The sequence below is a fragment of the Pseudomonas sp. LS-2 genome (assembly GCF_003605735.1).
GTDB lineage: Bacteria > Pseudomonadota > Gammaproteobacteria > Pseudomonadales > Pseudomonadaceae > Aquipseudomonas.
In genome coordinates this window covers 343,602-365,057 of sequence record NZ_QXTJ01000045.1, presented here as the reverse complement: position 1 = coordinate 365,057, position 21,456 = coordinate 343,602, and the positions used below count along the sequence as shown (strand labels likewise).

General features: G+C 58.3%; 26 protein-coding genes and 1 pseudogene. 14 read left to right on the top strand and 13 right to left on the bottom strand.

The window, feature by feature from the left end; translation table 11 throughout:
• Positions 1–71: 71 nt before the first annotated feature.
• On the bottom strand, positions 72–311 hold the full coding sequence (locus tag D3M70_RS30250) for a DUF3565 domain-containing protein (protein ID WP_120129763.1): 240 nt from the start codon (positions 309–311) through the stop codon (positions 72–74).
• A 92-nt stretch (positions 312–403) separates the two neighbouring features.
• Here D3M70_RS30250 and D3M70_RS30245 point away from each other — a divergent pair, with 92 nt between their 5' ends.
• From D3M70_RS30245 to D3M70_RS30235, 3 genes are all read left to right on the top strand, one after another.
• Positions 404–889, top strand: a complete 486-nt coding sequence (locus D3M70_RS30245; RefSeq protein ID WP_081565493.1) for a peptidylprolyl isomerase — start codon at positions 404–406, stop codon at positions 887–889.
• A gap of 132 nt (positions 890–1,021) precedes the next feature.
• Entirely contained in the window at positions 1,022–1,510 is a 489-nt protein-coding gene (locus D3M70_RS30240) for a glutathione peroxidase (protein WP_120129762.1), read from the top strand.
• 215 nt (positions 1,511–1,725) lie between these two features.
• Positions 1,726–2,829, top strand: coding sequence for an NADH:flavin oxidoreductase (locus tag D3M70_RS30235; protein ID WP_120129760.1), 1,104 nt, complete (start codon positions 1,726–1,728; stop codon positions 2,827–2,829).
• A 103-nt stretch (positions 2,830–2,932) separates the two neighbouring features.
• Here the strand turns inward: D3M70_RS30235 and D3M70_RS30230 are convergent, their stop codons facing one another.
• The 3 genes from D3M70_RS30230 to cysZ all read right to left on the bottom strand — a co-directional run bounded on the left by D3M70_RS30230 (position 2,933) and on the right by cysZ (position 5,440).
• The gene (locus tag D3M70_RS30230) at positions 2,933–4,099 is read right to left on the bottom strand and encodes a glycosyltransferase family 1 protein (RefSeq protein ID WP_120129758.1); all 1,167 of its coding nucleotides are present in this window, start codon (positions 4,097–4,099) and stop codon (positions 2,933–2,935) included.
• Between the two features lie 110 nt (positions 4,100–4,209).
• Positions 4,210–4,650: a hypothetical protein gene (locus D3M70_RS31810; protein WP_165869928.1), complete on the bottom strand. Its 441-nt coding sequence runs from the start codon at positions 4,648–4,650 to the stop codon at positions 4,210–4,212.
• Between the two features lie 34 nt (positions 4,651–4,684).
• Positions 4,685–5,440 (bottom strand): sulfate transporter CysZ, encoded by a 756-nt coding sequence (cysZ, locus tag D3M70_RS30220; protein WP_120129755.1) that lies wholly within the window; start codon positions 5,438–5,440, stop codon positions 4,685–4,687.
• A gap of 262 nt (positions 5,441–5,702) precedes the next feature.
• Between cysZ and D3M70_RS30215 the strand changes: the two genes are divergently transcribed.
• Both D3M70_RS30215 and trxB read left to right on the top strand, forming a co-directional pair.
• A complete protein-coding gene (locus tag D3M70_RS30215; protein WP_074753598.1) occupies positions 5,703–6,302 on the top strand; it encodes a peroxiredoxin in 600 nt (199 codons plus the stop codon).
• 158 nt (positions 6,303–6,460) lie between these two features.
• Positions 6,461–7,423, top strand: coding sequence for a thioredoxin-disulfide reductase (gene trxB / locus D3M70_RS30210; RefSeq protein ID WP_120129754.1), 963 nt, complete (start codon positions 6,461–6,463; stop codon positions 7,421–7,423).
• A gap of 164 nt (positions 7,424–7,587) precedes the next feature.
• Here the strand turns inward: trxB and D3M70_RS30205 are convergent, their stop codons facing one another.
• From D3M70_RS30205 to D3M70_RS30175, 7 genes are all read right to left on the bottom strand, one after another.
• Positions 7,588–7,929, bottom strand: a complete 342-nt coding sequence (locus D3M70_RS30205; protein ID WP_120129752.1) for a HopJ type III effector protein — start codon at positions 7,927–7,929, stop codon at positions 7,588–7,590.
• Entirely contained in the window at positions 7,922–8,218 is a 297-nt protein-coding gene (locus D3M70_RS30200; RefSeq protein ID WP_120129751.1) for a DUF1244 domain-containing protein, read from the bottom strand. The genes D3M70_RS30205 and D3M70_RS30200 overlap by 8 nt, the downstream gene beginning before the upstream one ends.
• 198 nt (positions 8,219–8,416) lie before the next feature.
• On the bottom strand, positions 8,417–8,788 hold the full coding sequence (gene folX / locus D3M70_RS30195) for a dihydroneopterin triphosphate 2'-epimerase (protein WP_120129749.1): 372 nt from the start codon (positions 8,786–8,788) through the stop codon (positions 8,417–8,419).
• Positions 8,789–8,791: 3 nt separating this feature from the next.
• On the bottom strand, positions 8,792–9,352 hold the full coding sequence (gene folE / locus D3M70_RS30190) for a GTP cyclohydrolase I FolE (protein WP_120129748.1): 561 nt from the start codon (positions 9,350–9,352) through the stop codon (positions 8,792–8,794).
• 21 nt (positions 9,353–9,373) lie between these two features.
• The gene (folM, locus tag D3M70_RS30185) at positions 9,374–10,084 is read right to left on the bottom strand and encodes a dihydromonapterin reductase (protein WP_120129746.1); all 711 of its coding nucleotides are present in this window, start codon (positions 10,082–10,084) and stop codon (positions 9,374–9,376) included.
• A 241-nt stretch (positions 10,085–10,325) separates the two neighbouring features.
• Positions 10,326–10,895 carry an antibiotic biosynthesis monooxygenase gene (locus D3M70_RS30180; RefSeq protein WP_120129745.1) on the bottom strand — a complete coding sequence of 190 codons (570 nt, stop codon included), beginning with the start codon at positions 10,893–10,895 and terminating at the stop codon, positions 10,326–10,328.
• A 197-nt stretch (positions 10,896–11,092) separates the two neighbouring features.
• On the bottom strand, positions 11,093–11,698 hold the full coding sequence (locus D3M70_RS30175; RefSeq protein WP_120129743.1) for a hypothetical protein: 606 nt from the start codon (positions 11,696–11,698) through the stop codon (positions 11,093–11,095).
• 274 nt (positions 11,699–11,972) lie between these two features.
• Between D3M70_RS30175 and D3M70_RS30170 the strand changes: the two genes are divergently transcribed.
• From D3M70_RS30170 to D3M70_RS30145, 6 genes and pseudogenes are all read left to right on the top strand, one after another.
• On the top strand, positions 11,973–12,428 hold the full coding sequence (locus tag D3M70_RS30170; RefSeq protein WP_120129742.1) for a flavodoxin: 456 nt from the start codon (positions 11,973–11,975) through the stop codon (positions 12,426–12,428).
• 9 nt (positions 12,429–12,437) lie between these two features.
• A pseudogene (locus D3M70_RS30165) lies at positions 12,438–12,611 on the top strand (LrgB family protein); the annotation flags it as partial.
• 177 nt (positions 12,612–12,788) lie between these two features.
• Positions 12,789–13,550, top strand: a complete 762-nt coding sequence (locus tag D3M70_RS30160) for a class II aldolase/adducin family protein (RefSeq protein ID WP_165869933.1) — start codon at positions 12,789–12,791, stop codon at positions 13,548–13,550.
• The gene (locus D3M70_RS30155; RefSeq protein WP_120129740.1) at positions 13,550–14,524 is read left to right on the top strand and encodes an alpha/beta fold hydrolase; all 975 of its coding nucleotides are present in this window, start codon (positions 13,550–13,552) and stop codon (positions 14,522–14,524) included. Before D3M70_RS30160 ends, D3M70_RS30155 begins: the two co-directional genes overlap by 1 nt.
• Positions 14,525–14,648: 124 nt before the next feature.
• Entirely contained in the window at positions 14,649–15,560 is a 912-nt protein-coding gene (locus D3M70_RS30150) for an SDR family oxidoreductase (RefSeq protein ID WP_120129739.1), read from the top strand.
• A 188-nt stretch (positions 15,561–15,748) separates the two neighbouring features.
• On the top strand, positions 15,749–16,273 hold the full coding sequence (locus tag D3M70_RS30145; RefSeq protein ID WP_120129737.1) for a hypothetical protein: 525 nt from the start codon (positions 15,749–15,751) through the stop codon (positions 16,271–16,273).
• A gap of 55 nt (positions 16,274–16,328) precedes the next feature.
• Here the strand turns inward: D3M70_RS30145 and D3M70_RS31805 are convergent, their stop codons facing one another.
• On the bottom strand, positions 16,329–16,727 hold the full coding sequence (locus tag D3M70_RS31805; RefSeq protein ID WP_133306541.1) for a hypothetical protein: 399 nt from the start codon (positions 16,725–16,727) through the stop codon (positions 16,329–16,331).
• Positions 16,728–17,238: 511 nt separating this feature from the next.
• Entirely contained in the window at positions 17,239–18,042 is an 804-nt protein-coding gene (locus tag D3M70_RS30140) for a SirB1 family protein (RefSeq protein ID WP_120129736.1), read from the bottom strand.
• 182 nt (positions 18,043–18,224) lie between these two features.
• Between D3M70_RS30140 and D3M70_RS30135 the strand changes: the two genes are divergently transcribed.
• The 3 genes from D3M70_RS30135 (at position 18,225) to D3M70_RS30125 (ending at position 21,442) form a co-directional block, all read left to right on the top strand.
• Positions 18,225–19,247, top strand: a complete 1,023-nt coding sequence (locus D3M70_RS30135) for a Glu/Leu/Phe/Val dehydrogenase dimerization domain-containing protein (protein ID WP_120129734.1) — start codon at positions 18,225–18,227, stop codon at positions 19,245–19,247.
• 103 nt (positions 19,248–19,350) lie between these two features.
• Positions 19,351–20,451 carry a pyruvate dehydrogenase (acetyl-transferring) E1 component subunit alpha gene (gene pdhA, locus D3M70_RS30130; protein ID WP_120129733.1) on the top strand — a complete coding sequence of 367 codons (1,101 nt, stop codon included), beginning with the start codon at positions 19,351–19,353 and terminating at the stop codon, positions 20,449–20,451.
• Entirely contained in the window at positions 20,441–21,442 is a 1,002-nt protein-coding gene (locus D3M70_RS30125; RefSeq protein ID WP_120129731.1) for an alpha-ketoacid dehydrogenase subunit beta, read from the top strand. Before pdhA ends, D3M70_RS30125 begins: the two co-directional genes overlap by 11 nt.
• Positions 21,443–21,456: the final 14 nt, after the last annotated feature.

Genomic DNA, 21,456 nt, shown 5'->3' with positions numbered 1-21,456 from the left:
CTTCTCGAAATTGAGCAGTGCAAAGGCCGTAGTGGACCGGATGAAGCAGGACGCTGTTCAGTCGCAGCGTCTCAACGGGGCACAAGGTTATCGTTATCTGCTCTCTGCGCACACCAGCCGCAGCGAAAGGATTGACCTATTTTTTCCTGACGCTTCTCGGCGTCCAGCACCCAGGCTCGTGATTGCCACGGCGGCTGATGGCGCAGGTGCTGAGTGTGGCCGCAGGACAGCTCGGCAATCCAGTGGCCGTCTTGATCCTGACGAAAGCCGGTAATCGTGGTGTCGCTCTCAGGCAATGTGGGGTCGTCCAATCGGGGCCGTCCGTCTGAGTTGCGTTCGCTTTCGCGCGAGTGCTTGGTTAGACTTGTTCGCTCATATCTCTATTTGCAAAAGGTCTTGCCCCATGCCGATCGCCGCCAACAAGGCTGTCTCCATTGACTATACCCTGACCAACGACGCTGGTGAGGTCATCGACAGTTCTGCCGGCGGCGCGCCGCTGGTCTACCTGCAGGGCGCAGGTAACATCATTCCGGGTCTGGAAAAGGCACTGGAAGGCAAGGACATCGGCGACGAGCTGAAAGTCTCCATCGAGCCTGAAGACGCCTACGGCGAATATTCGGCCGAGCTGGTCAGCACCCTGAACCGCAGCATGTTCGAAGGTGTCGACGAACTTGAAGTCGGCATGCAGTTCCACGCTTCCGCTCCGGACGGCCAAATGCAGATCGTGACCATTCGTGATCTGGACGGCGACGACGTGACGGTCGACGGTAATCACCCGCTGGCCGGTCAGCGCCTGAACTTCCAGGTCAAGATCGTTGCCATCCGTGATGCCAGCGACGAAGAAATGGCCCACGGTCACGTGCATGGCGAAGGTGGCCATCACCATTGATTTGTCCTGCTAAGCTCAGTTAGCTGGCCAGGCGTCCTCGCGGGCTTTGCGAAAAACGGTTTGTTTTTCGCGGCCTGACAGGGCGCCTTTTTCGGCCAATGGTTTTTTGTATGGTGAGCAGGGGAGTTCGTCATGAGTATATTTCACGACCTGAAATTAAAAGCTCTGGATGGCCAGGAACTGCCCCTCGCGCCACTCAAGGGCAAAGTCGTCCTGGTGGTCAACGTGGCGTCCAAGTGCGGACTTACGCCGCAGTATGCAGCACTGGAAAATCTCTATCAGAAGTACAAGGATCGTGGTTTCAGCGTGTTGGGTCTGCCGTGCAACCAATTCGCGGGACAGGAGCCGGGCTCTCAGGAAGAGATCCAGGAATTCTGCTCGTTGAACTATGGCGTGACCTTCCCGCTGGGCGACAAGCTCGAGGTGAATGGGGCTCATCGCCATCGCCTCTATCAGATGCTGGCGGGTGAAGGGGCGGAGTTTCCAGGGGACATCACCTGGAATTTCGAGAAATTTCTCGTCGGTCAGGACGGTCGCGTTCTGGCGCGTTTTTCGCCACGCACCACGCCGGACGATCCAGCAGTGATTCAGGCGATCGAGAAAGCGCTTCACTCATCCTGATCCGATTCCCTGTAGCGGTGAGCTTGCTCGCGATTGCGATTTGCTGTCTGACGCATCCGCTACAGACAATTCACCCTCCCGAGCAAGCTCACGCCTACCGTATTTTGCGTTCTCTTCTAAACCTTAATCACTCCAATCAATAGTGCTGTGCATCGGCAGTCGGTCAGCTCATTCTGTATGACCTTCATAATATTTCCGATGCCGAGGACGCTTGCATGCCAGTCAAAGCCTTGTTCAAACCTTTTCATTTGGGCAGCCTGGAATTACCGACGCGGGTCGTGATGGCGCCGATGACTCGGTCGTTTTCACCGGGCGGCGTGCCGAATTCCAAGGTCATCGAGTACTACCGCCGCCGCGCGGCAGCCGGTGTCGGCCTGATCATCACTGAGGGCACGACCGTTGGCCATAAGGCTTCCAACGGCTACCCGAACGTCCCGAAATTTTTCGGCGAGGCTCCGTTGGCTGGCTGGAAGGAGGTAGTCGACGCGGTTCACGCCGAAGGCGGCAAGATCGTGCCTCAGCTATGGCACGTAGGCGCTGTGCGTCGTCTAGGCACTGAGCCCGATGGCACGGTTCCGGCCTATGGCCCGACCGAGAAGCTCAAGGACGGTAACGTCGTCGTGCATGGCATGACTAAGCAGGATATCGACGACGTCATCGCTGCCTTCGCTCAGGCGGCGAAGGACGCAAAAGAGATCGGTATGGACGGCGTGGAGATTCACGGCGCTCATGGTTATCTCGTCGATCAGTTCTTCTGGGAGGGGACCAATCAACGCACTGATGAATACGGTGGCGATCTGGCCCATCGTTCGCGCTTTGCCATCGAGTTGATCGAGGCCGTGCGTGCGGCAGTCGGTCCTGAATACCCGATCATCTTTCGTTATTCCCAGTGGAAGCAGCAGGATTACACCGCTCGACTGGTGCAGACCCCGCAGGAGTTGGGAGCATTCCTCAAACCGCTGTCCGAAGCCGGCGTGGACATCTTCCATTGCTCGACGCGCCGTTTCTGGGAGCCGGAGTTTGAAGGTTCCGATCTCAATCTGGCGGGCTGGACGCGCAAACTCACCGGCAAACCGACCATCACTGTCGGCAGTGTCGGGCTGGATGGCGAGTTCCTGCAATTCATGGTCAACACCGACAAGGTCGCGCAACCGGCCAGTCTCGAGAATCTGCTCAAGCGTCTGGGCGATGACGAGTTCGATCTGGTGGCCGTAGGCCGTGCGCTGCTGGTCGATCCGGATTGGGCGGTGAAGGTGCGAGATGGTCGCGAAGTAGATATTCTGCCGTTCAGTCGAGATGCGTTGGGCAAGTTGGAGTAAGCCGCCTGAGTCAGGGCTTGTAGCAGCACGGCTTGCCGGCGGTGGCGATTTTGACAAAGTCACGGCCGGCAAGCCGTGCTGCCACGGGGGCTGCATCTGTCAACTAAATCCCCAACACAACCCCATCCCGTGTTTCGCTGGCGATGCGCAAATAGCTCTCGAACGCCTCTATGATTCCCGCCCACCCTTGGCGACTGGCATGTTGCCGGGCATTCAAGCGCACGCGTCGCAGCGTCTCGTCGTCTTCGAGCATCCAGCGCGCGGCGTCGATAAATCCTTCCTCGTCGCCGGGCATGGCAACCGCGCCGTTATGCCCGTGACGAATATGCTGAGCCGCTGCTGCTTCGTCATAGGCCACCACACCCAGTCCAGACGCCAGCGCTTCGAGCACGACATTGCCAAAGGTTTCGGTCAGGCTCGGGAACAGAAACAGATCGCCCGATGCGTAATGCGCGGCCAGGGCCTCGCCACGTTGCGTTCCGCAGAAGATCGCGCCCGGTAGTTGCTGCTGCAGTTCCTGGCGGACCGGGCCGTCACCGACAATGATCAGCCTGAGTTTCTTGTCGGGATAAGCGCTCACCAGGCTGCCAAAGCAGGCTTTGAGCAGCCCCAGATTCTTCTCACGCGCCAGCCGACCGATATGCAGAACGGCCGTGTCGCCGGGCGCCAGTCCCCATGTTTCGCGCAGCAAATCGGAACGCCTGGACGGATGAAACAGCTGACAATCCACACCCCGCGACAGGAGCTCCAGCCGCTCGAAGCCGCGCCTCTCCAGTTCGGTCTTCTGGCTGAAACTGGGCACCAGCGTCGCATTGGAGCGATTGTGAAACCAGCGCAGATAAGAGGTGAGCAGGCGAGTGATGAATCCCAGCCCATATTGACGGGTGTACTGCTGGAAATTGGTGTGAAAGCCGCTGACGATTGCAATTCGCAACCGCCGCGCTGCGCGCAGGGCCGACAACCCCAATGGCCCCTCCGTGGCGATGTACAGCACGTCCGGGCGGTTGCGCTGCCAGCGACGCAACAGCTTGTGCATGGAAGACTGCCCCCACTGCAACCCCGGATACCCCGGAATCGGCCAGCCTCGGCACAACATCAGGTCATCGTCAGCCACGCGCAGCTCATCGTCATTCTGCCGCGGCCGAATCACCTCAACCCGATGCCCCCGAAGCCGCAAGCCATCGCACAACCTGCTCAGCGTGTTGGCGACGCCGTTGATTTCGGGGGCGAAGGTTTCAGTGATCAGGGTGATATGCAGGGATTTACTCATGACAACCAGTTTCAAAGTCTGTCGTTGCGCTTGTGTGGCGGTTGGGTGATGGATTTGTGACTGTTGAGCCGCGGTTGTCGCTGTTGTTCACCGGTTCTGGAAAGCCGACACTAGCCGCCAGCAGTAAACGGCAAGATCCGCGACTTGCCGACCCTTTCCAGCGCAGCAGCCTCAGGTACATAGGTTGTCTGGACGGGGTTGAGGGTCACGAGGTCCAGGTGAGAGCGTGGCCTTAGGTGTCTGGAGATGATCGCGGGCTCGGCGGACACGGTTTTTGAGGTCGCGGCGTCCACTGCTTCAGCAAGTGCCTGCAAGAACTCTGGCGCGTTGGGTTCTATCTTGGGCTTGTGTGGCAGCAGGGTTGAAGTCGGCCTTGAGGTATTGGGGGTCGCTGCATTTATGCGGTTCGTTTCCATGGTATTGACACTCCTGTCGTCGAGCGCGGTGCCGCGCTTGAAATGGAGGCCCATGGTTGAACAGGTGATGTGTGCGATGTTGAGAAGACTTCTGTAGGACTGTTCCTGATTTTTCGAGATGGGGCGTGAACGCAAAAAAGGCCTCAATCGAGGCCTTTTCCACATCTCTTTATCTCACCCGCTCCATCTGCGTTTCCGCACCGCGTTCACGCACCCAGAACAGCGTCGCCCCGGCGACCGCCGCAGGCATCATCAGGATGTTCACCACCGGAATCAGCAGCACCAGGTACACGATGCCGCCAAAGCTCATGCTCTGCCAGCGTTTGGCGCGCAGCCAGGCGAGCATGTCTTGCCAGCTCATTTTGTGGTTGTCTGCCGGGTAGTCTATGTACTGAATGGCCATCATCCAGACGCCGAATAACAGCCACAGCGGCGCAGCGATGATGTTGACCACCGGAATCCAGGACAGGATGAACAGACCGATGGCTCGCGGCAGGAAGTACCCCAGTTTGCGCATCTCGCGACTGAGGGTGCGGGGGATCATTTCGATCAGTTCGCCCCAGCTGAAGGCCGGAAAATCGTCGGTGCCGCGCAGAACCACTTCAACTTTTTCCGAGAGAAAACCGTTGAAAGGCGCGGCGATGATGTTGGCGATCATGGTGAAGGTGAAGAACACCATTAACGCCACCAGCACCACGAAGAGCGGCCAGAGGATGTAATTGAGAAAGCTCAGCCAGCTGGGCAGCGTAGGCATGAACGAGTCCACCCACATGCTGAATTCGTGGCCGGCGAAGTAGATGAGTGCGCTGAACAGCACCAGATTAATAGTCAAAGGTAGCAGGACGAAGAGTCGCAGCCCGGGGCTGAGGACCAGTTTCAGGCCTTCGCGCAGGTATTGCGGGCCGGACAGAGCGGGTGCAGGCATGGGTGCCTCCATACGTTGAAATCGCGCCGACCTTACCGGCTTTGCCAGCACGGCGGAAGCTGGAAGCGGGCCAGGACATTCGCCGAAACAATCTTGTAAGGTTAAAGTCTACCCCCCAGGGCACGCGCAACAGCTTGTCGGAATAGGTGCGGTCTATGAACTGGATTGTGAAACGATATTTCCTTAATCTTCGCCGCCCCGATAAGCTTGCGGGCAACTTTTAGACCTATTCCCATTCACTTTGAACCTCGAAGGAGTCTTAATGAGCGTTCTGGTAAACAAACAAGCCCCTGATTTCACCGCAGCGGCAGTCCTGGGTGACGGTTCGATCGTCGACAGCTTCCAGCTGTCCTCTCTGCGTGGCAAATACGTCGTGCTGTTCTTCTGGCCTCTGGACTTCACGTTCGTGTGCCCGTCGGAAATCATCGCGCACGACAACCGCATCGCTAAATTCCGCGACCTGGGCGTTGAAGTGGTTGGCGTTTCCGTCGACTCGCACTTCACCCACGCCGCATGGCGCAACACCCCGGTTGAAAAGGGCGGTATCGGTCCGGTCCAGTTCACCATGGTTGCCGACATCAAGCACGAGATCACTCGCGCCTACGGTATCGAACACGAAGACGGCGTTGCGCTGCGCGGTTCGTTCCTGATCGACCAGGCTGGCGTGGTTCAGCACCAGGTTGTCAACAACCTGCCACTGGGTCGCGACGTAGACGACATGGTTCGTCTGGTCGAAGCACTGCAGTTCACCGAACAGCACGGCGAAGTCTGCCCGGCTGGCTGGCGTCCAGGCCAGAAAGGCATGAAGGCTGACGCTTCGGGCGTTGCCGATTACCTGGCCGAGAACGCCAAAAGCTTGTAACACCGTCGCTGCGACTTCGGTCGCAGCTTCCAGATTTCGGGATGGGCGTGCGAGCTTCCCTGACGTTCGCCAATCCTCGTTTTGTCCCAACCGGTGCGCCGGTTCGACCACAGTAACTCCGACCACACGTAACGATGGCCGGTCGATAGGAGTGTGTCATGTCTGATGTCCGTCATTCCCGAGTGATTATTCTCGGCTCCGGCCCTGCCGGTTACAGCGCTGCGGTCTATGCGGCACGCGCCAACCTCAAGCCTCTGCTGATCACCGGCATGCAGGCCGGTGGTCAACTGACCACCACCACCGAAGTCGACAACTGGCCGGGCGACCCCCATGGCTTGACCGGTCCGGTGCTGATGGAGCGTATGCGCGAGCACGCCGAACGCTTCGAGACCGAAATCGTTTTCGACCACATCAACTCTGTGGATCTGGCGGGCAAGCCGTTCACCCTCAAGGGCGACAGCGGCACCTACACCTGCGACGCGTTGATCATCGCGACCGGCGCCAGCGCTCGCTACCTGGGTCTGCCGTCCGAAGAGGCGTTCATGGGCAAGGGCGTTTCGGCCTGTGCGACCTGTGATGGTTTCTTCTATCGCAACAAGCCTGTCGCGGTCGTCGGTGGTGGTAACACTGCAGTCGAAGAAGCGCTGTACCTGGCCAACATCGCCAGCAAGGTGACTCTGGTTCACCGTCGCGAGACTTTCCGCGCCGAGAAAATCCTGATCGACAAGCTGCACGCACGTGTCGCCGAAGGCAAGATCGAGCTCAAGCTCAACTCGACGCTGGACGAAGTGCTGGGCGACAACATGGGCGTGACCGGTGCGCGTCTGAAGAACAACGACGGCAGCACATCCGAGCTGAAAGTCGACGGCGTGTTCATCGCCATCGGCCACACGCCGAACACCTCGTTGTTCGACGGTCAACTGGCGCTGAAAGACGGCTACATGGTCGTTCAGGGCGGCCGCGAAGGTAACGCGACGGCCACCAGCGTTGAGGGTGTGTTTGCCGCAGGCGACGTGGCAGACCACGTTTATCGTCAGGCAATCACGTCGGCTGGCGCAGGCTGCATGGCTGCACTGGACGTCGAGCGTTATCTGGACGGCTTGGCGAACGCCTCGTTCTGATCGGGTGTTCAAAACGAAAAAACCGGCTCAAGGGCCGGTTTTTTTGTGGCTGCAAGACGCCATAAACCTGTAGAAGTGAGCTTGCTCGCGATTGCAGAAGAACAGAGATTGCATAGTCGCCTGACTGAAAGCTATCGCGAGCAAGCTCACTCCTACAGTAGGGCTTACGCCTTGAGTTTGAGCGGCTGAGCGCTGAATTTCACCCCGGCAAGGCCATGAGAGATCAACGCACGGATGTTGCCGTGGTCGCTGCCGTCTGGCGTGGCGACAACAGAACGGTAGTGTTCACCGAACGCCAGCAACGCTTCTTCGTCGCTCAAACCTTCCAGCAATGCCAGACCCAAGGTCTTGCATGAACCTTCGTTCTGACCTGCGGCGTTTTCCACCGGGCCATTGGTGAATGCCTGCGGCTGGTAATCGTAGTTCGCGGCGATGAATGCCAGCGTATCGGCGAAGACATGCTCGCCGCTGTTGAGGCTGGCGCGCAGGGTGCTCAGGTCAGTCATGCTTCTTTTCCTTGGCGAACGCGGCTGATTGCTCGGCGCTGGCTTCTTTCTGGTAAAGGGATTTCCACTCGCTGTACGGCATGCCGTAAACCACTTCGCGAGCGTCATCCAAAGTGATGTCGATCTGCTTCTCGTCGGCTGCGGCCTTGTACCACTTGGACAGGCAGTTGCGGCAGAAACCGGACAGGTTCATCAGGTCAATGTTCTGCACATCCTTGCGGCTGTCCAGATGGGCCACCAGGCGACGGAAGGCGGCGGCTTCGAGTTCAAGACGTTGTTGCTCGGTCATGATGGGCTCTGTGCGAATTAAAGATGGGCGGATGATAAGAGTGCAGGGCAGCGCGAGGCAACGATTGTCAGACAGGCACCAAGTCCCTGTAGGAGCGCGCCTGGCCGCAATTGCGGTGTGTCGGCTACAGACGTTTCGTCAGACAGTGTGTATTCGCGGGCAAGCGCGCTTCTACAGAAGAAAGAATCTCCATGAGGATCAGCGCTCGGCGGCCAGGGTGATCGACACCGACTCGGCAAACCGCAACGCGTGGGGTTTGTCGACCTCCACTTCTGCGTACTGCACTGCCGTGTGGCTCATCACCAGGTCGAGCACTTCCTGGGTCAGGCGCTCCAGCAAGGCGAAGCGATTGCTTTCTACATGCTGGATGATTGCCTTGGTGATGGTCCGGTAATTGAGCGCGTGGTCGATGTCGTTGTCGCGTACCGCTTCCTGTGCTTCATACAGAATCGTCAGATTGATCAGTACGTCCTGCTTGTTGAGGATCTCGTCCTCGTTGATGCCGATATACGTGCGCAGGCACAGGTCCTTGACCCGAATGCGTGCGGTGCCTGGTTCAAGTCTTGCCATGGACTACTTGCTCCGTCCGATCAGTTGCAGAAATTCCATCCGGGTGGTGGTCGATTCGCGAAAGGCGCCGAGCATCACTGAGGTGTTCATGGTCGAATTCTGCTTTTCGACGCCCCGCATCATCATGCACATGTGTTTGGCTTCGATGACCACGGCCACACCTGCGGCATTGGTCACGCCCTGGACCGCCTCAGCGATCTGCCGAGTGAGGTTTTCCTGGATCTGCAGGCGGCGGGCGAACATGTCGACGATGCGCGCGATCTTCGACAGACCCAGTACTTTCCCCGTTGGCATATAGGCCACATGGGCCTTGCCAATGAATGGCAGCAAGTGGTGCTCGCACAGCGAGTACAACTCGATGTCCTTGACGATCACCATCTCGTCGTTGTCAGAGGCGAAGAGCGCGCCGTTGACGATTTCTTCCAGTGTCTGCGCATAGCCGTGACACAGATACTGCATCGCCTTGGCGGCGCGTTTGGGGGTATCGAGCAGGCCTTCACGCTCGGGGTCTTCGCCCAGACCGACAAGGATTTCGCGATAGTGCTGTGGCAGTGACAAAGTCATCAATGGATTCCTCGGGGCGGCTTACTTGACGTGCCGTCCACCGTTTACGGTCAGGGTGGTGCCGGTGACGTAGGGGTTGTCCAGCAGATAGCGCAGGCTCTGGTAGATCACTTCTGCACCGGGCTCGATTCCCAACGCGGATTTGGCCAGGGTTCGGACGCGGTACTCAGCGTCGTCGTCGGATTGAAACATCAGCATGGCAGGCGCAATGCTGTTGACCTTGATGGCCGGTGCGAACTTGGCCGCAAACGACAACGTCAGGCTTTCCATGCCCGCTTTGCTGGCGCAGTAGGCGATGTGCTTGCTGCTGCCCTTGCGCGTGACGTCGTCGCTGATATGAATAATGTCTGCCGTCTTCGAATGCCGCAGAAGTTCGGCGCAGTGCAGGTTGATGAGGTACGGCGCAAGCATATGGACGTTGTACATGCGCATGAAGGCGTCACCTTCCTCGCCCTCGGTTTCTGCCACCCACTGTGAAGCGTTGTGGACGATGGCGCGCAAGCTGTCGGTTTCATCTTTCAACTGCGCGATGAAAGCCATCACGCTTTCCTGAGACGAAAACTCAGCTTGAATCGTGACTGCGCCCAGATCCTTGAGACGTTGCACGCCGGGACGCTCGCTGCGGTAAGTCACAATCACCGGCTGGCCTTCACCCAATAGCCGCTCGGCGCAATGCAGGCCGACTCGCTGGCTGGCGCCAGTGATCAGGACAGGAGCGAGGGAAGACGCCATGGGCTGCTCACGCGTTATCAGGGAAAAGGAGGTCGGGGTGTCGCCGGTGGGCTGAGCGTCTGGCGACAACTGCTTTCATTGCGCCATCAGAAACGACGGGCCGTGGGCAAAGTTAACCCAATGGTCAGTGAGGTACAACTGTAGGGGGATGGGAGCGGCGTGTAGGAGGCCGGCTGCTCCGTAGTTGTATTGTTGAAATACCCTACAGAGTTGAGCCGATCTCCTACAGAGGTGTTCAGGGTCAGCGGCTGGGGGCCGACTCGGTGGGGGTGGCGGGCAGTTGCGCGTTGCTGTGCAACCAGCCCGACAACAGATGCGTCGACAGCGGGATGAACCAGAACACCATCAGCGGGGTGAGAATCAGCGTGCTGATCATGATGCGCGGCAGCAGGTCGAACTGAGCGAGCAGCGGGCCGAGCACATAATTGAAGATCAGAGAAACAGGGAAGAAGGCCAGCCAGATCGCGATGGCTTGCTTCCAGCGAGGAGGGCGCTGACCGATAGTGCCGAACCAGCCGTCCATGCCGCGCGCGCGATGTACGGAATTCTTGGCAAACAGCCCGCTGCCACGCACCAACCAGGAGCGTCGGGATGCAGAATGCTCCCACGCGTGCATGGTGGCTTCATTGGCGAAGCGGAAAATGATCTGGAACTCGTCGTCTCCCGGAGGCGGAGCGAGCACGCCGGAACCCAGGTAGCCGGGAAAATCTGTAGCGAGTTGTTCGCCTTCATGCAGCCAGGCAATCAGTTCCTGATAGCGGCCATGGGCGACGCGACGGGCAACCATCAGCGTGACGGGTGAGGTAGACATTGTGTATCTCCGATGGACGAGTGAGGTTCCCGGGTAGGGAAATCACAGGGCGTAACGCCGGGGTGGTGGCGTTGCGTCAGCTTCGTTGAAAAGCAAGCAAGGATTATTCCTGAATCCGCGCCTGAAGCGAAGGGGGTCCTGCTTTCTGGTGGGGTGGTCGGCGACCTGGCAGCAGCGGCTGCACGACGATCCCGGCCTTAGAGGTGCATCGAGGGGTGGATCTTGCGATGTTCCTGGAGAATGTACTGACGCAGGCGCTCAGTGTCTTCCTTGCTGTTCTGGCTCAAACGATACGCTGCCAGACCTTGCTCGGTAAGGCGTTCGAACGTGCCACGCAAAGCAATGGGTGCCAGACCCACGGGGGTGAACCAGGCTGAGAAGTATTTGGGCGGTTTGGTTTGCTTGCGGATTTCCAGCAGGATCCCTTTGAACGAGATCTCATGAACCCATAATGCGGTCAGCGAACCCTTTTCTGTTTCGAGCGCCACAGGTTCAGGCAAAATCAACCGCCAGGGTCGGATGCGTGGGCCTTCTTCGAAGATGCTGGGTGCACCAAGCTCCAGATGCAGTGCATGGAATTCGTCTTCAACCAGATGCAGCGGAAACGTCATTTGCTGATTGTCGAATTGCGCCTGGATCGTCACTTGTTCATGCGCAGCCAGTCGCGTCAGCAGATCCTGGATCTGAACGCCACCGTTAACCACCAGGCTGCGAGATTTGTCACGCAGATTCAGCTTGGGGTTGTGCTGCATGTTCTGGATGAAGTCCAGCTCATCCTGCGTGAGGATATTGTCGCGCTGCATGGTCGAGCTCGATTAACCGGTTATTGAAAAAGCAGACAATAAATTCGCTTTTTGGTTGCTGCCGTTCGTCAGTTGCAAAATGTTGCGCGTCAGCACCTTTCAGTACGAGCTTGCGCCAGTTCTGCGTGCACTTCGACAGTTATTTGTTGCGCCCACACCTGTGCGATGAGGTCTTTCTGGATACCGATGAAATGCGGCAATGGGTGCATTCTAAGACATTGCGCCGGTCTGGGGCATAATGTCGCACGATTTTACTCAGTCACAGGATCAGAGAATGAAAGTCGCCATTGTTTCGGGCTCGGTATACGGTTCGGCCGAAGAAGTCGCCCGACACGCGCAGCAGATCATCAAGGATGCAGGTCACGAGGTCTTGTTCAACCCCCGGGTGAGCCTGGCCGAGCTGCAAGCTTTTGCGCCAGAGGCCCTGCTGGCCGTAACCTCGACCACCGGGCTTGGCGAGCTGCCGGATAATCTTCAGCCGCTCTACTCACAGATTCGCGACGTATTGCCAGCTGCCTGGCGCGGCTTGCCGGGTGCAGTCATTGCTCTGGGTGACGCCAGTTATGGCGACACCTTCTGCGGCGGCGGGGAGCAGATGCGCGAATTGTTCATGGAGCTGGGCATACGCGAAGTGCAAGACATGCTGCGCCTGGATGCCAGCGAAACGGTGACCCCTGAAACCGACGCCGAACCCTGGCTCGCTCAATTCGTCAGCAAACTGAGCGCCTGATCGCGCGAACCGTTGCGTTCTGCGCTGGCACGTGGCGCCCTGTTTCGTGTCGGTGCCCACGGCGATGGCGTCCGTCGGGCCCGGGAAGTGGGCGGCGAAGAAGGTTCGGTGGCCGGGCTGGTCATGGTGCTGACGGGGCTACTCAATTTGTTTGCCGCGCCATTATGGGTCTGGATACTCTGAAAATACCGTTCCAGAGCATTGCGACAGGTGCTGACTCGCCGGGTCATTAAGGTGGCTGCGAAGGCAAGTACCGCTTTTATCTCGTCTGACTAGACTGCTGATCCATTAGAGCAGGATAACCGCCGAGGAAAGCCGATCGTGAAAGTCGCACAGGTCCATGCCGATACCGTCAGCCACATCAATTCAAGCGTGAAGGATCACGTCAGCGCCTCAGAGTGGCAGGCGCGGATCGATCTCGCCGCGTGTTATCGACTGGTCGCCATGCACGGCTGGGATGATCTGATTTTCACGCACATATCGGCCAAGGTCCCGGGCACCGATGACTTCCTGATCAACCCCTACGGCCTGATGTTTCATGAGATCACCGCTTCGAGCCTGGTAAAGGTCGATCAGGCCGGCAACAAGCTCATGGACAGCCCCTACGATATAAACCCCGCCGGTTACACCATCCACAGCGCGGTGCATGAAGTGCGTCATGACGTGATGTGTGTCATGCACACTCACACCGCGGCTGGCGTTGCGGTTTCCGCCCAGAAGCAGGGCGTGCTGCCGATCAGTCAGCAGTCACTGTTTGTGGTGGCCAGTCTTGCGTATCACGCGTACGAAGGCGTGGCACTGAATCATGAAGAAAAGGCGCGCCTGCAAGCGGACTTGGGCAATTGCAATTTTCTGATGCTCAACAACCACGGCCTTTTGACCTGCGGTTCGAGCATCGCCGACACTTTCCTGATGATGTTCACCTTCCAGCGCGCCTGCGAAATCCAGGTGCTGGCTCAGGGTGGCGGGGCTGAATTGATTGCCATCGACGGCCAGATTCTGGCGGGCGCCAAGGCCATGATCGCCGGCGTGACGCGCAGCGCTGAAGGCATGGGCGGACAGTTGGCATGGCCTGGGTTGCTACGCAAACTCGATCAGTTTTCACCGGGATACGCTCAGTAATGAGGCCTGCCGAAATCCCTCTCAGCGTCTGGCGCACCCGCGGGCACGATTTCGTATTTCGCGGCCACCGGATTCGTTATTGGGCTGCCGGTCAGGGTGAACCGTTGCTGTTGCTTCATGGCTTCCCGACAGCCAGCTGGGACTGGAATTACCTTTGGCAGCCGTTATCCCGCCAGTACCGGGTGATCGCCTGCGACATGCTTGGCTTCGGCGATTCGGACAAGCCGCGCGATCACGCTTACAGCCTTGTTGAGCAGGCGGATTTGCAGCAGGCCTTACTTGAGCATCTGGACATTCAACAGCCCGTGCATGTGCTGGCGCACGACTACGGGGACAGCGTTGCGCAGGAGTTACTGGCGCGGGACGCTGAAGGCCGTTTCGCGATGGCTAGCTGCGTGTTTCTAAACGGCGGGCTGTTCCCGGAGGCGCATCGCCCGCTGCTGGTCCAGAAACTGCTGCTCAGTCCCTTCGGCTGGCTGATCGGCCGGATGTTCGACCGTGACAGCCTGGATCGGGATTTCAGCCGGATCTTCGGCCCCAATACCCGCCCTACGGAAAGTGAACTGGACGACTTCTGGAGCTTGATCGCTGCGAATCGTGGCCATCATATTCTCTATCGTTTAATCGGTTATATCCCCGAACGGCTGATTCAGCGTGAGCGCTGGGTCACGGCCATGCAACTGGGCCGTGTGCCGCTGCGGTTCATCGATGGTGCCGCCGATCCGGTCTCTGGCCGGCACATGGTCGAACGTTATCGCGAACTGGTGCCCAATCCCGATACCGTTCTGATTCCTGCGGTCGGCCGCTATCCACACACGGAGGCGCCAGAGTTGGTGCTGCGCTTCTACGAAGAGTTTCGAGCTGCCGTGAGCGCTTTTCGGCCAACCGTGGCACCCGTTCGCGTTCTTCAGAACACGACCGTCCCTGATCATCCCTTTACGTTATCAAGCACTATTCAGAGCGCTTCGTGTTGATTGTGACCAACCTGCGACTGGTTGACACTCGATGACTGTTTAGCCGTTCTTGTCCTTTCTGCCCCGTCGGACTGCACTCGTAAACCGGGCACGAGAACGCGCGCCATCATCGGGGGAAATCGACATGAGTGAATCCATACGTTTCGACGACAAAGTGGTGATCGTCACGGGCGCTGGCGGCGGCTTGGGACGTGCGCACGCGCTGCTGTTCGCCCGGCATGGCGCCCGGGTGGTCGTGAACGATCTAGGGGGATCGGCCCACGGCGAAGGGGCCAATGCTTCGGCGGCTGATCGGGTGGTCGCTGAAATTCTCGAGTCGGGCGGTCAGGCGATTGCCAACCACGACTCGGTGACCGAGGGCGATAAGATCGTGCAGAACGCGCTGGATGCATTCGGTCGCGTCGATGTCGTCGTCAATAACGCCGGGATCCTGCGAGACAAGAGTTTCGCCAAGATGGAAGACGCCGACTGGGATCTGGTTTATCGGGTGCATGTCGAAGGCGCCTACAAAGTGACCCACGCCGCCTGGCCGCATCTTCGTGAACAGAACTATGGTCGCGTGATCTTCACATCCTCGACTTCCGGTATTTACGGCAACTTCGGGCAGTCCAATTACGGCATGGCCAAACTCGGTCTTTACGGTTTGACCCGCACGCTGGCGCTGGAGGGCCGCAAGAACAACATTCTGGTCAACGCCATTGCGCCAACCGGTGGCACGCGTATGACCGAAGGCCTGATCCCCGCCAGCGTTTTCGAGCTTCTCAAACCGGAATTGGTGAGCCCGTTGGTGGTGTACCTGGGTAGCGAGCAGTGTCAGGACAGTGCTGGCCTGTATGAAGTCGGCGGTGGTTGGGTCGGCAAAGTGCGCTGGGAACGCAGCCTGGGTGCCGGCTTCGATCCGCGCGAAGGCTTCAGCCCGGAGGACGTGGCCGCTCAATGGGGGGCTATAGCAAACTTTGAAGGCGCGGCGCATCCGGCGGATAACGTCGAGGCCTTGAAGGAGATGATGGCGAATCTGCAGAGATTTGCCGGCTGAGTCTATTGGGTCAGCCAGAAGCGGCCAGTTCGCGGCATCGGATTGGCCGTTTTCGTAGGAGCATTATTTGAGCGCCTGTAGGATTATTCTCTAAATAAAACAATGATTCCGTCTTCGCTTTTTTTGGTTCAATTACTTCCCTGTGCTTCCGACAGCTCCTGAAGGTCAATTTGATCTTCGGAGGATTTATGATCGGGAATTTGAGCAAAGTTCAGGAGCGGTTGAGGGTGTATGCCCCGGCGCCCGACAAACGATTCAATGTCAAATCAGGGCTCAGTCCGAATGAAGAAGCAGTGAAGCAAAAGGTTCGGCAGTATTGGGCGGACAAGGATATTCCGAATGTTAAAAAGCTGCAGGGGTTGAATATCAGTCTCGCGGGGTTTGATCCCAGGAAGACCAGTAACAGACAGCTAATGGAGATAGGCGTGATTCTGGCCGAGCGTGGAATCATCGACGGAGATCTTATCGGGGCAATTTCAAGTGTCGATGTTCAGTTTGATGCTCAAGGAATAGAAATAAACATGGACGCTCAGGTCGACGCTTATGCTTATTTTGAAAAGCAGTTGGGCATGCTGAACGATTTTATCAAGGAAGGCAATGAGATGGCCAAGGGCGCGTTGGTGGAGTTGAAGACGTCAATTTCTATAGTGATGGCACTCGAAGAGTATGCAAAAACGCCTCGCCAGCGAGGACTGGTGAGTATCCGCGCTTAACCTTATTGAAAGCGGGGACCTGGGCCGTGAGCCTCACGACCCAGGTCAACAGCGTCTACATTGGTACCGAGTAACTACCGGTGTAACTGATCGGGGTCTCACTTTGTCGATTGTCGGCCACTACCCTGAAGGTTCCACTCCCGAAGCGGCCGGATGGATCGTAGACTCGTCCGGTCACTGCGGACCAACTACCGTTCTGCAATCGCTGAACAACCACTGGAATTTGGCCTGACGCACCTCTGATGTTGAAGTGGTGTGATGTGGTACCGCAGGTGACAGTGTAAGGCCCATAGATAACTTTTTCCTGTCGTGCTCCGACTGTCCCTGAGGAGATAGACCCCGAGCGTTTGGTGCAAAAATTCAAGTTGTTCGCCACAGGCTCGGCTGCAGCGCTGCCCACCAATGCCCCCAAACTCATCGCCAGCATGAGTGCCATGATTTTTTTCTTGTCCATGATAAAACTCCATTAGTCATTTTTTGTTGTTTATCGTCGCGTGGAATGCAAACTCCGTTTCGCTTCGATGACTAACGTTTAAACATATGAACGCATAAAAAAGCCGTAGGGCTCAGGCTCGAAAACGCGTGGGACGTTTCTGAGAAAATCTCGAAGTCATGCAAAAAAACGACAACGCCCTTTCAGTATCAATGCGCTACTGTAGATGCAATAAAAGAAGCAAAAAAAAGCCGCTGCAGCGGCAGCGGCTAAACAAAGACGTCAGATCCAGGAGCTTGAAAATCTACGTCCGGGGAAATCGCTCAGAGGCCTGGCGCATGTTCATGACCAGACGAAAGAAAACGAACTTCCAGTTCGCGGCGAGGGCGGCCGCGAAGTGAGTAAATGGTAAGTTGTTTCGACGTGACTAAACATAGCTGTTTACGACATGCAGTATTACTTGGGCGGCAACAATGGACGCGAGTGGAGCTTTCGTCTGGCTTCGAATCATTGTCGGGCTGGCGGGCACCTCTTAATGCACAGCTCGCCCCGATGGCAATTGCACCAGGCGCTGGGTCAACCTGATCCGCTGCACCGGATCGTCACTCAGCAACAGCGCATGCTCCAGGTCGAAACGTTCCGCCTGCGGGCATTCCAGCGTCTGATACAGGCTGGCGCGAGCAAGGTAGTCGCTGGTGTTGGCTTGCCCGATTTCCAGCACTCGATTGGCGTCTTTGAGTGAGGCCAGCAGGTCGTCGTTGATCTGATGCAAATGGCGAAGATTGCGCGATAACCGTTGAATCATCGCCTGCGGTGTGGCCGTGCGCATGTGTTCGGCCTTGAGCGGCATGTCGGGGCCGAACTGACGCAGCAGCAGCTCACGACAATCCTTGGGGTAGAGCCTTCGTCCCCCGAAAGGGTCAAGCGTATGGTCAGCCCCCGGCACCCGAAGCAGGAAATGACCGGGGAAGTTCACTCCTTCAAGCGGAATTTCCAGACGGCGGGCGAGTTCCAGCGCGATCAGTGCCAACCCCAGCGGCTGCCCCCGACGGCGCTCGACAACTTTATTGAGCAACGCAACCTGAGGTTTGGGTTGAGCCACGTCATCCTGTTGAAAACCTATCGTCGCCATCTGTCGCAATAGCGGTTGGGCGAGCTCGGCAGCGGGCAGGAGAGGAAGCGCTGCGCTGATCCGACGCTGGAGTTGAGCGATCAATTCGAGGGTTTCATCGGGCTTGACTTGGGCATCGTGCTCAACGGATATCCACAGCGCCGCCTCGAATACCGAGGGTGGCGTACGTTGCAGGCTGTCCATGCAGTGCTGGCGTGGATTCATCGACGTCTCCAGGTCGGGGATGATCCGTTTTAGCCCTGGCGATGGCGTTCGTCCAGTGGCGATTACCGACCTGCGCGATATGCCCCGTAAACGGCCACGTTAAGCATGTATATATCGGACTGGTCCGCCGTTTTTTCTGCCAGCGCCTATACTCGCAATACAAAAAAACGGGAGCACCGCCTATGTTCGCTCTCATGCAAAGTTCACGCGTTCAATCGCTGCACATGATCGTCGATCCTCAAACCTGCCTTAAAGCAGTGATCGCGATTCACAGCAGTCAGAGGGGCCCTGCTCTGGGCGGCTGTCGCTATCTGTCCTATCCAAATGAAGGGAGCGCCGTCGAAGACGCTATTCAGTTGGCGAGGAACATGAGCTACAAAGCCGTGCTGGCTGGCTTGTCATTGGGCGGGGGAACGGCCGTGATTCTGCGGCCTGCGCATGTTCCGGATCGCGCTGCGCTGTTCGAGGCGTTCGGACGCTTCATTCAGACCCTCGATGGCCGCTACATCACGGCCATGGACAGCGGCACGTCCAGCGAAGACATGGACTGCATCGCTCAATACACCCAGCACGTCACCAGCACCACCGAATCGGGCGATCCTTCGGCGTATACCGCCATGGGCTTGTACGCCGGTATTCGCACGACCGCCATGGCGCGTCTGGGCAGTGACAATCTGGAAGGGCTGCGCGTGGCGATCCAGGGATTGGGCCATGTGGGCTGGGCATTGGCCGAACAACTGCACGCCGCAGGCGCCGAGTTGCTGGTCGCGGACTTGGACAGTGGCAAGGTGCAGCTGGCGATGGAGCAAATGAGCGCCAAGCCGGTCTCCAGCGAATCGTTACTCAGCACGCCCTGCGACATCCTCGCGCCCTGCGGGCTGGGGGGCGTTCTCAACAGCCACAGCGTGACCAAATTGCGCTGCGCCGCCGTGGCCGGTGGCGCCAACAATCAGCTGAGTTGCCCGGCCATCGCCGACCAGCTCGAATCTCGCGGCATCCTCTACGCACCCGACTACGTGATCAACTCCGGCGGGTTGATCTATGTCGCACTGCAACATCAGGGAGAGAACCAGAACACCATCACCGCGCATCTGTCCCAGATAGGAATACGGCTGACTGAAGTATTTGCCCATGCACAGGCCGAAAAGCGCTCACCCGCGCGGGTTGCCGATGCATTGGCAGAACGCCTGCTCAATATCGAGTAAGTGCCTTACCGGTGCTTCTCGAAACGGACTCGCGACCACAAGTGGCGAGTTGTGACCATCACGCGTGCTTCGCACTGGGCAGCCGCGTGTCCAGGAGTGTGCAATGTCCAATAACAAGATCGATCTTGCGTACACCCGTTATCTGTCCCCCGACGGTCGCCTGACCGGAGAACTCCCCCCTTGGGCAGATGACTTCAATCTTCTGACTCGTCTTTATCGGCATATGGTTCTGACCCGACTCTTCGATCAGAAGGCTGTCGCGTTGCAGCGTACCGGTCGCATCGGTACCTATGCGCCGACACTGGGTCAGGAAGCCATCGGGGTTGCCATCGGCAGCCTGATGCACGCTGAAGATGTGCTGATTCCTTATTACCGTGACACCGCCGTGCAATTGATGCGGGGCGTGCGCATGGAAGAAATCCTGCTGTATTGGGGCGGCGACGAGCGGGGCAGCGATTACGCCGAACCTGCCGTGGCGCAGGACTTTCCGCTCTGTGTCCCCATCGCGACTCAGGCGCTGCATGCCTGCGGTGTGGCCAGCGCCTTCAAGATTCGCGGCGAGCACCGGGTGGCCGTGACCACATGCGGTGATGGGGCGACCAGCAAGGGAGACTTCCTTGAAGCATTGAATGTGGCGGGCGCCTGGCAACTGCCGGTGGTGTTCGTGATCAACAACAACCAGTGGGCGATTTCAGTGCCCCGGCGGATCCAGTGCGGCGCGCCGACCCTGGCGCAGAAAGCCATTGGCGCCGGGTTCCACGGCGAGCAGGTCGATGGTAATGACATCCTCGCGGTGTACGACCGCATGAAGGTGGCACTCGAACGGGCAAGAAAGGGCAAAGGCCCGGTGCTCCTGGAATGCCTGAGTTACCGTTTGGGCGACCACACCACCGCGGACGACGCCACCCGCTATCGTGCTGCCGAAGAAGTGAAACAGGCGTGGCAGGAAGAGCCGATCAAGCGCTTGCAATCATTCATGGCCAGTCAAGGCGTGTGGGACGAGGGTCGCGAACAGGCATTGATCAGCGAATGTCAGGGACTGGTTCAGCAGTCTGTGGATAACTTCGAAAACGCGGGCAATCAAATTCCCGAATCGGTGATCGACCACGTTTATGCGAAGTGGCCGGCCCCGTTGGCCGACCAGCGCGAATGGTTTCTTGAGCGTGTGGCGCGTCGTCATGGAGGTGCCGACCATGGCGAATGATCTTTCCACAGACAAAAAGCTGAGCCTGCTCGAAGCGGTCAATCTGGCGATGCACCGAGCCATGAGTGAGGACGAAAACGTTGTGGTGCTCGGCGAAGACGTGGGCGTCAACGGTGGAGTTTTTCGGGCGACTCAGGGGTTGCGCGATACCTTTGGCTTCAAACGGGTAATCGATTCCCCATTGGCGGAAACCATGCTTGGCGGTCTGGTCGTCGGGATGGCGGCGCAGGGACTCAGGCCAGTGGTCGAGATTCAGTTCATGGGCTTTATTTATGCCGCCATGGAGCACTTGGTATCCCACGCCGCTCGCATGCGCAATCGCACGCGTGGAAGGCTGAGCTGCCCGATGGTCATGCGCTCGCCAATGGGCGCCGGCATTCGTGCACCGGAGCATCACAGCGAAAGCACCGAAGCGATGTTCGCCCATGTTCCAGGGCTGCGGGTGGTCATTCCTTCGTCGCCCGCCCGCGCCTATGGCCTGTTGCTCGCTGCCATCGACGATCCCGATCCAGTGATCTTCCTCGAGCCCACTCGACTCTATCGCATGAACCCGCAAACCTTGATCGACGATGGCAAACGCCTCCCTCTGGACACCTGCTTCACCTTGCGTGAAGGCAGCGACATCACGCTGATCAGCTGGGGCGCCAGTGTTCATGAAACCCTGCAGGCCGCGAATGCCTTGGCCGAGCGGGGCGTGTCCGCGGAGGTGATCGACGTCGCCTGCGTCAAACCGCTGGACCTCGACACACTCGAGGCGTCGGTGCGCAAAACCGGCCGTTGCGTCATCGTGCATGAGGCGCCGCGCTCAGGCGGGCTCGGTGGGGAAATCGCCGCCAGTCTCTACGAGCGAGTGTTGCTGGATCTTCAGGCGCCCATTCAACGGGTCACCGCGCCGGACATCCCGCCGCCGCTGTACCGGCTTGAGCAGCTGTATATCCCCAGCGTCGAAGACATTCTTCACGCCTGCGACAGTGCCCTGAATTTCGCCTGAAGGCCGAGGAGGCT

Coding starts and splice junctions, on each gene's coding strand:
- D3M70_RS30245 (WP_081565493.1), top strand. CDS start 404: ATGCCGATCGCCGCCAACAAGGCTGTCTCCATTGACTATACCCTGACC.
- D3M70_RS30240 (WP_120129762.1), top strand. CDS start 1,022: ATGAGTATATTTCACGACCTGAAATTAAAAGCTCTGGATGGCCAGGAA.
- D3M70_RS30235 (WP_120129760.1), top strand. CDS start 1,726: ATGCCAGTCAAAGCCTTGTTCAAACCTTTTCATTTGGGCAGCCTGGAA.
- D3M70_RS30230 (WP_120129758.1), bottom strand. CDS start 4,099: ATGAGTAAATCCCTGCATATCACCCTGATCACTGAAACCTTCGCCCCC.
- cysZ (WP_120129755.1), bottom strand. CDS start 5,440: ATGCCTGCACCCGCTCTGTCCGGCCCGCAATACCTGCGCGAAGGCCTG.
- D3M70_RS30215 (WP_074753598.1), top strand. CDS start 5,703: ATGAGCGTTCTGGTAAACAAACAAGCCCCTGATTTCACCGCAGCGGCA.
- trxB (WP_120129754.1), top strand. CDS start 6,461: ATGTCTGATGTCCGTCATTCCCGAGTGATTATTCTCGGCTCCGGCCCT.
- D3M70_RS30205 (WP_120129752.1), bottom strand. CDS start 7,929: ATGACTGACCTGAGCACCCTGCGCGCCAGCCTCAACAGCGGCGAGCAT.
- D3M70_RS30200 (WP_120129751.1), bottom strand. CDS start 8,218: ATGACCGAGCAACAACGTCTTGAACTCGAAGCCGCCGCCTTCCGTCGC.
- folX (WP_120129749.1), bottom strand. CDS start 8,788: ATGGCAAGACTTGAACCAGGCACCGCACGCATTCGGGTCAAGGACCTG.
- folE (WP_120129748.1), bottom strand. CDS start 9,352: ATGACTTTGTCACTGCCACAGCACTATCGCGAAATCCTTGTCGGTCTG.
- folM (WP_120129746.1), bottom strand. CDS start 10,084: ATGGCGTCTTCCCTCGCTCCTGTCCTGATCACTGGCGCCAGCCAGCGA.
- D3M70_RS30180 (WP_120129745.1), bottom strand. CDS start 10,895: ATGTCTACCTCACCCGTCACGCTGATGGTTGCCCGTCGCGTCGCCCAT.
- D3M70_RS30175 (WP_120129743.1), bottom strand. CDS start 11,698: ATGCAGCGCGACAATATCCTCACGCAGGATGAGCTGGACTTCATCCAG.
- D3M70_RS30170 (WP_120129742.1), top strand. CDS start 11,973: ATGAAAGTCGCCATTGTTTCGGGCTCGGTATACGGTTCGGCCGAAGAA.
- D3M70_RS30155 (WP_120129740.1), top strand. CDS start 13,550: ATGAGGCCTGCCGAAATCCCTCTCAGCGTCTGGCGCACCCGCGGGCAC.
- D3M70_RS30150 (WP_120129739.1), top strand. CDS start 14,649: ATGAGTGAATCCATACGTTTCGACGACAAAGTGGTGATCGTCACGGGC.
- D3M70_RS30145 (WP_120129737.1), top strand. CDS start 15,749: ATGATCGGGAATTTGAGCAAAGTTCAGGAGCGGTTGAGGGTGTATGCC.
- D3M70_RS31805 (WP_133306541.1), bottom strand. CDS start 16,727: ATGGACAAGAAAAAAATCATGGCACTCATGCTGGCGATGAGTTTGGGG.
- D3M70_RS30140 (WP_120129736.1), bottom strand. CDS start 18,042: ATGAATCCACGCCAGCACTGCATGGACAGCCTGCAACGTACGCCACCC.
- D3M70_RS30135 (WP_120129734.1), top strand. CDS start 18,225: ATGTTCGCTCTCATGCAAAGTTCACGCGTTCAATCGCTGCACATGATC.
- pdhA (WP_120129733.1), top strand. CDS start 19,351: ATGTCCAATAACAAGATCGATCTTGCGTACACCCGTTATCTGTCCCCC.
- D3M70_RS30125 (WP_120129731.1), top strand. CDS start 20,441: ATGGCGAATGATCTTTCCACAGACAAAAAGCTGAGCCTGCTCGAAGCG.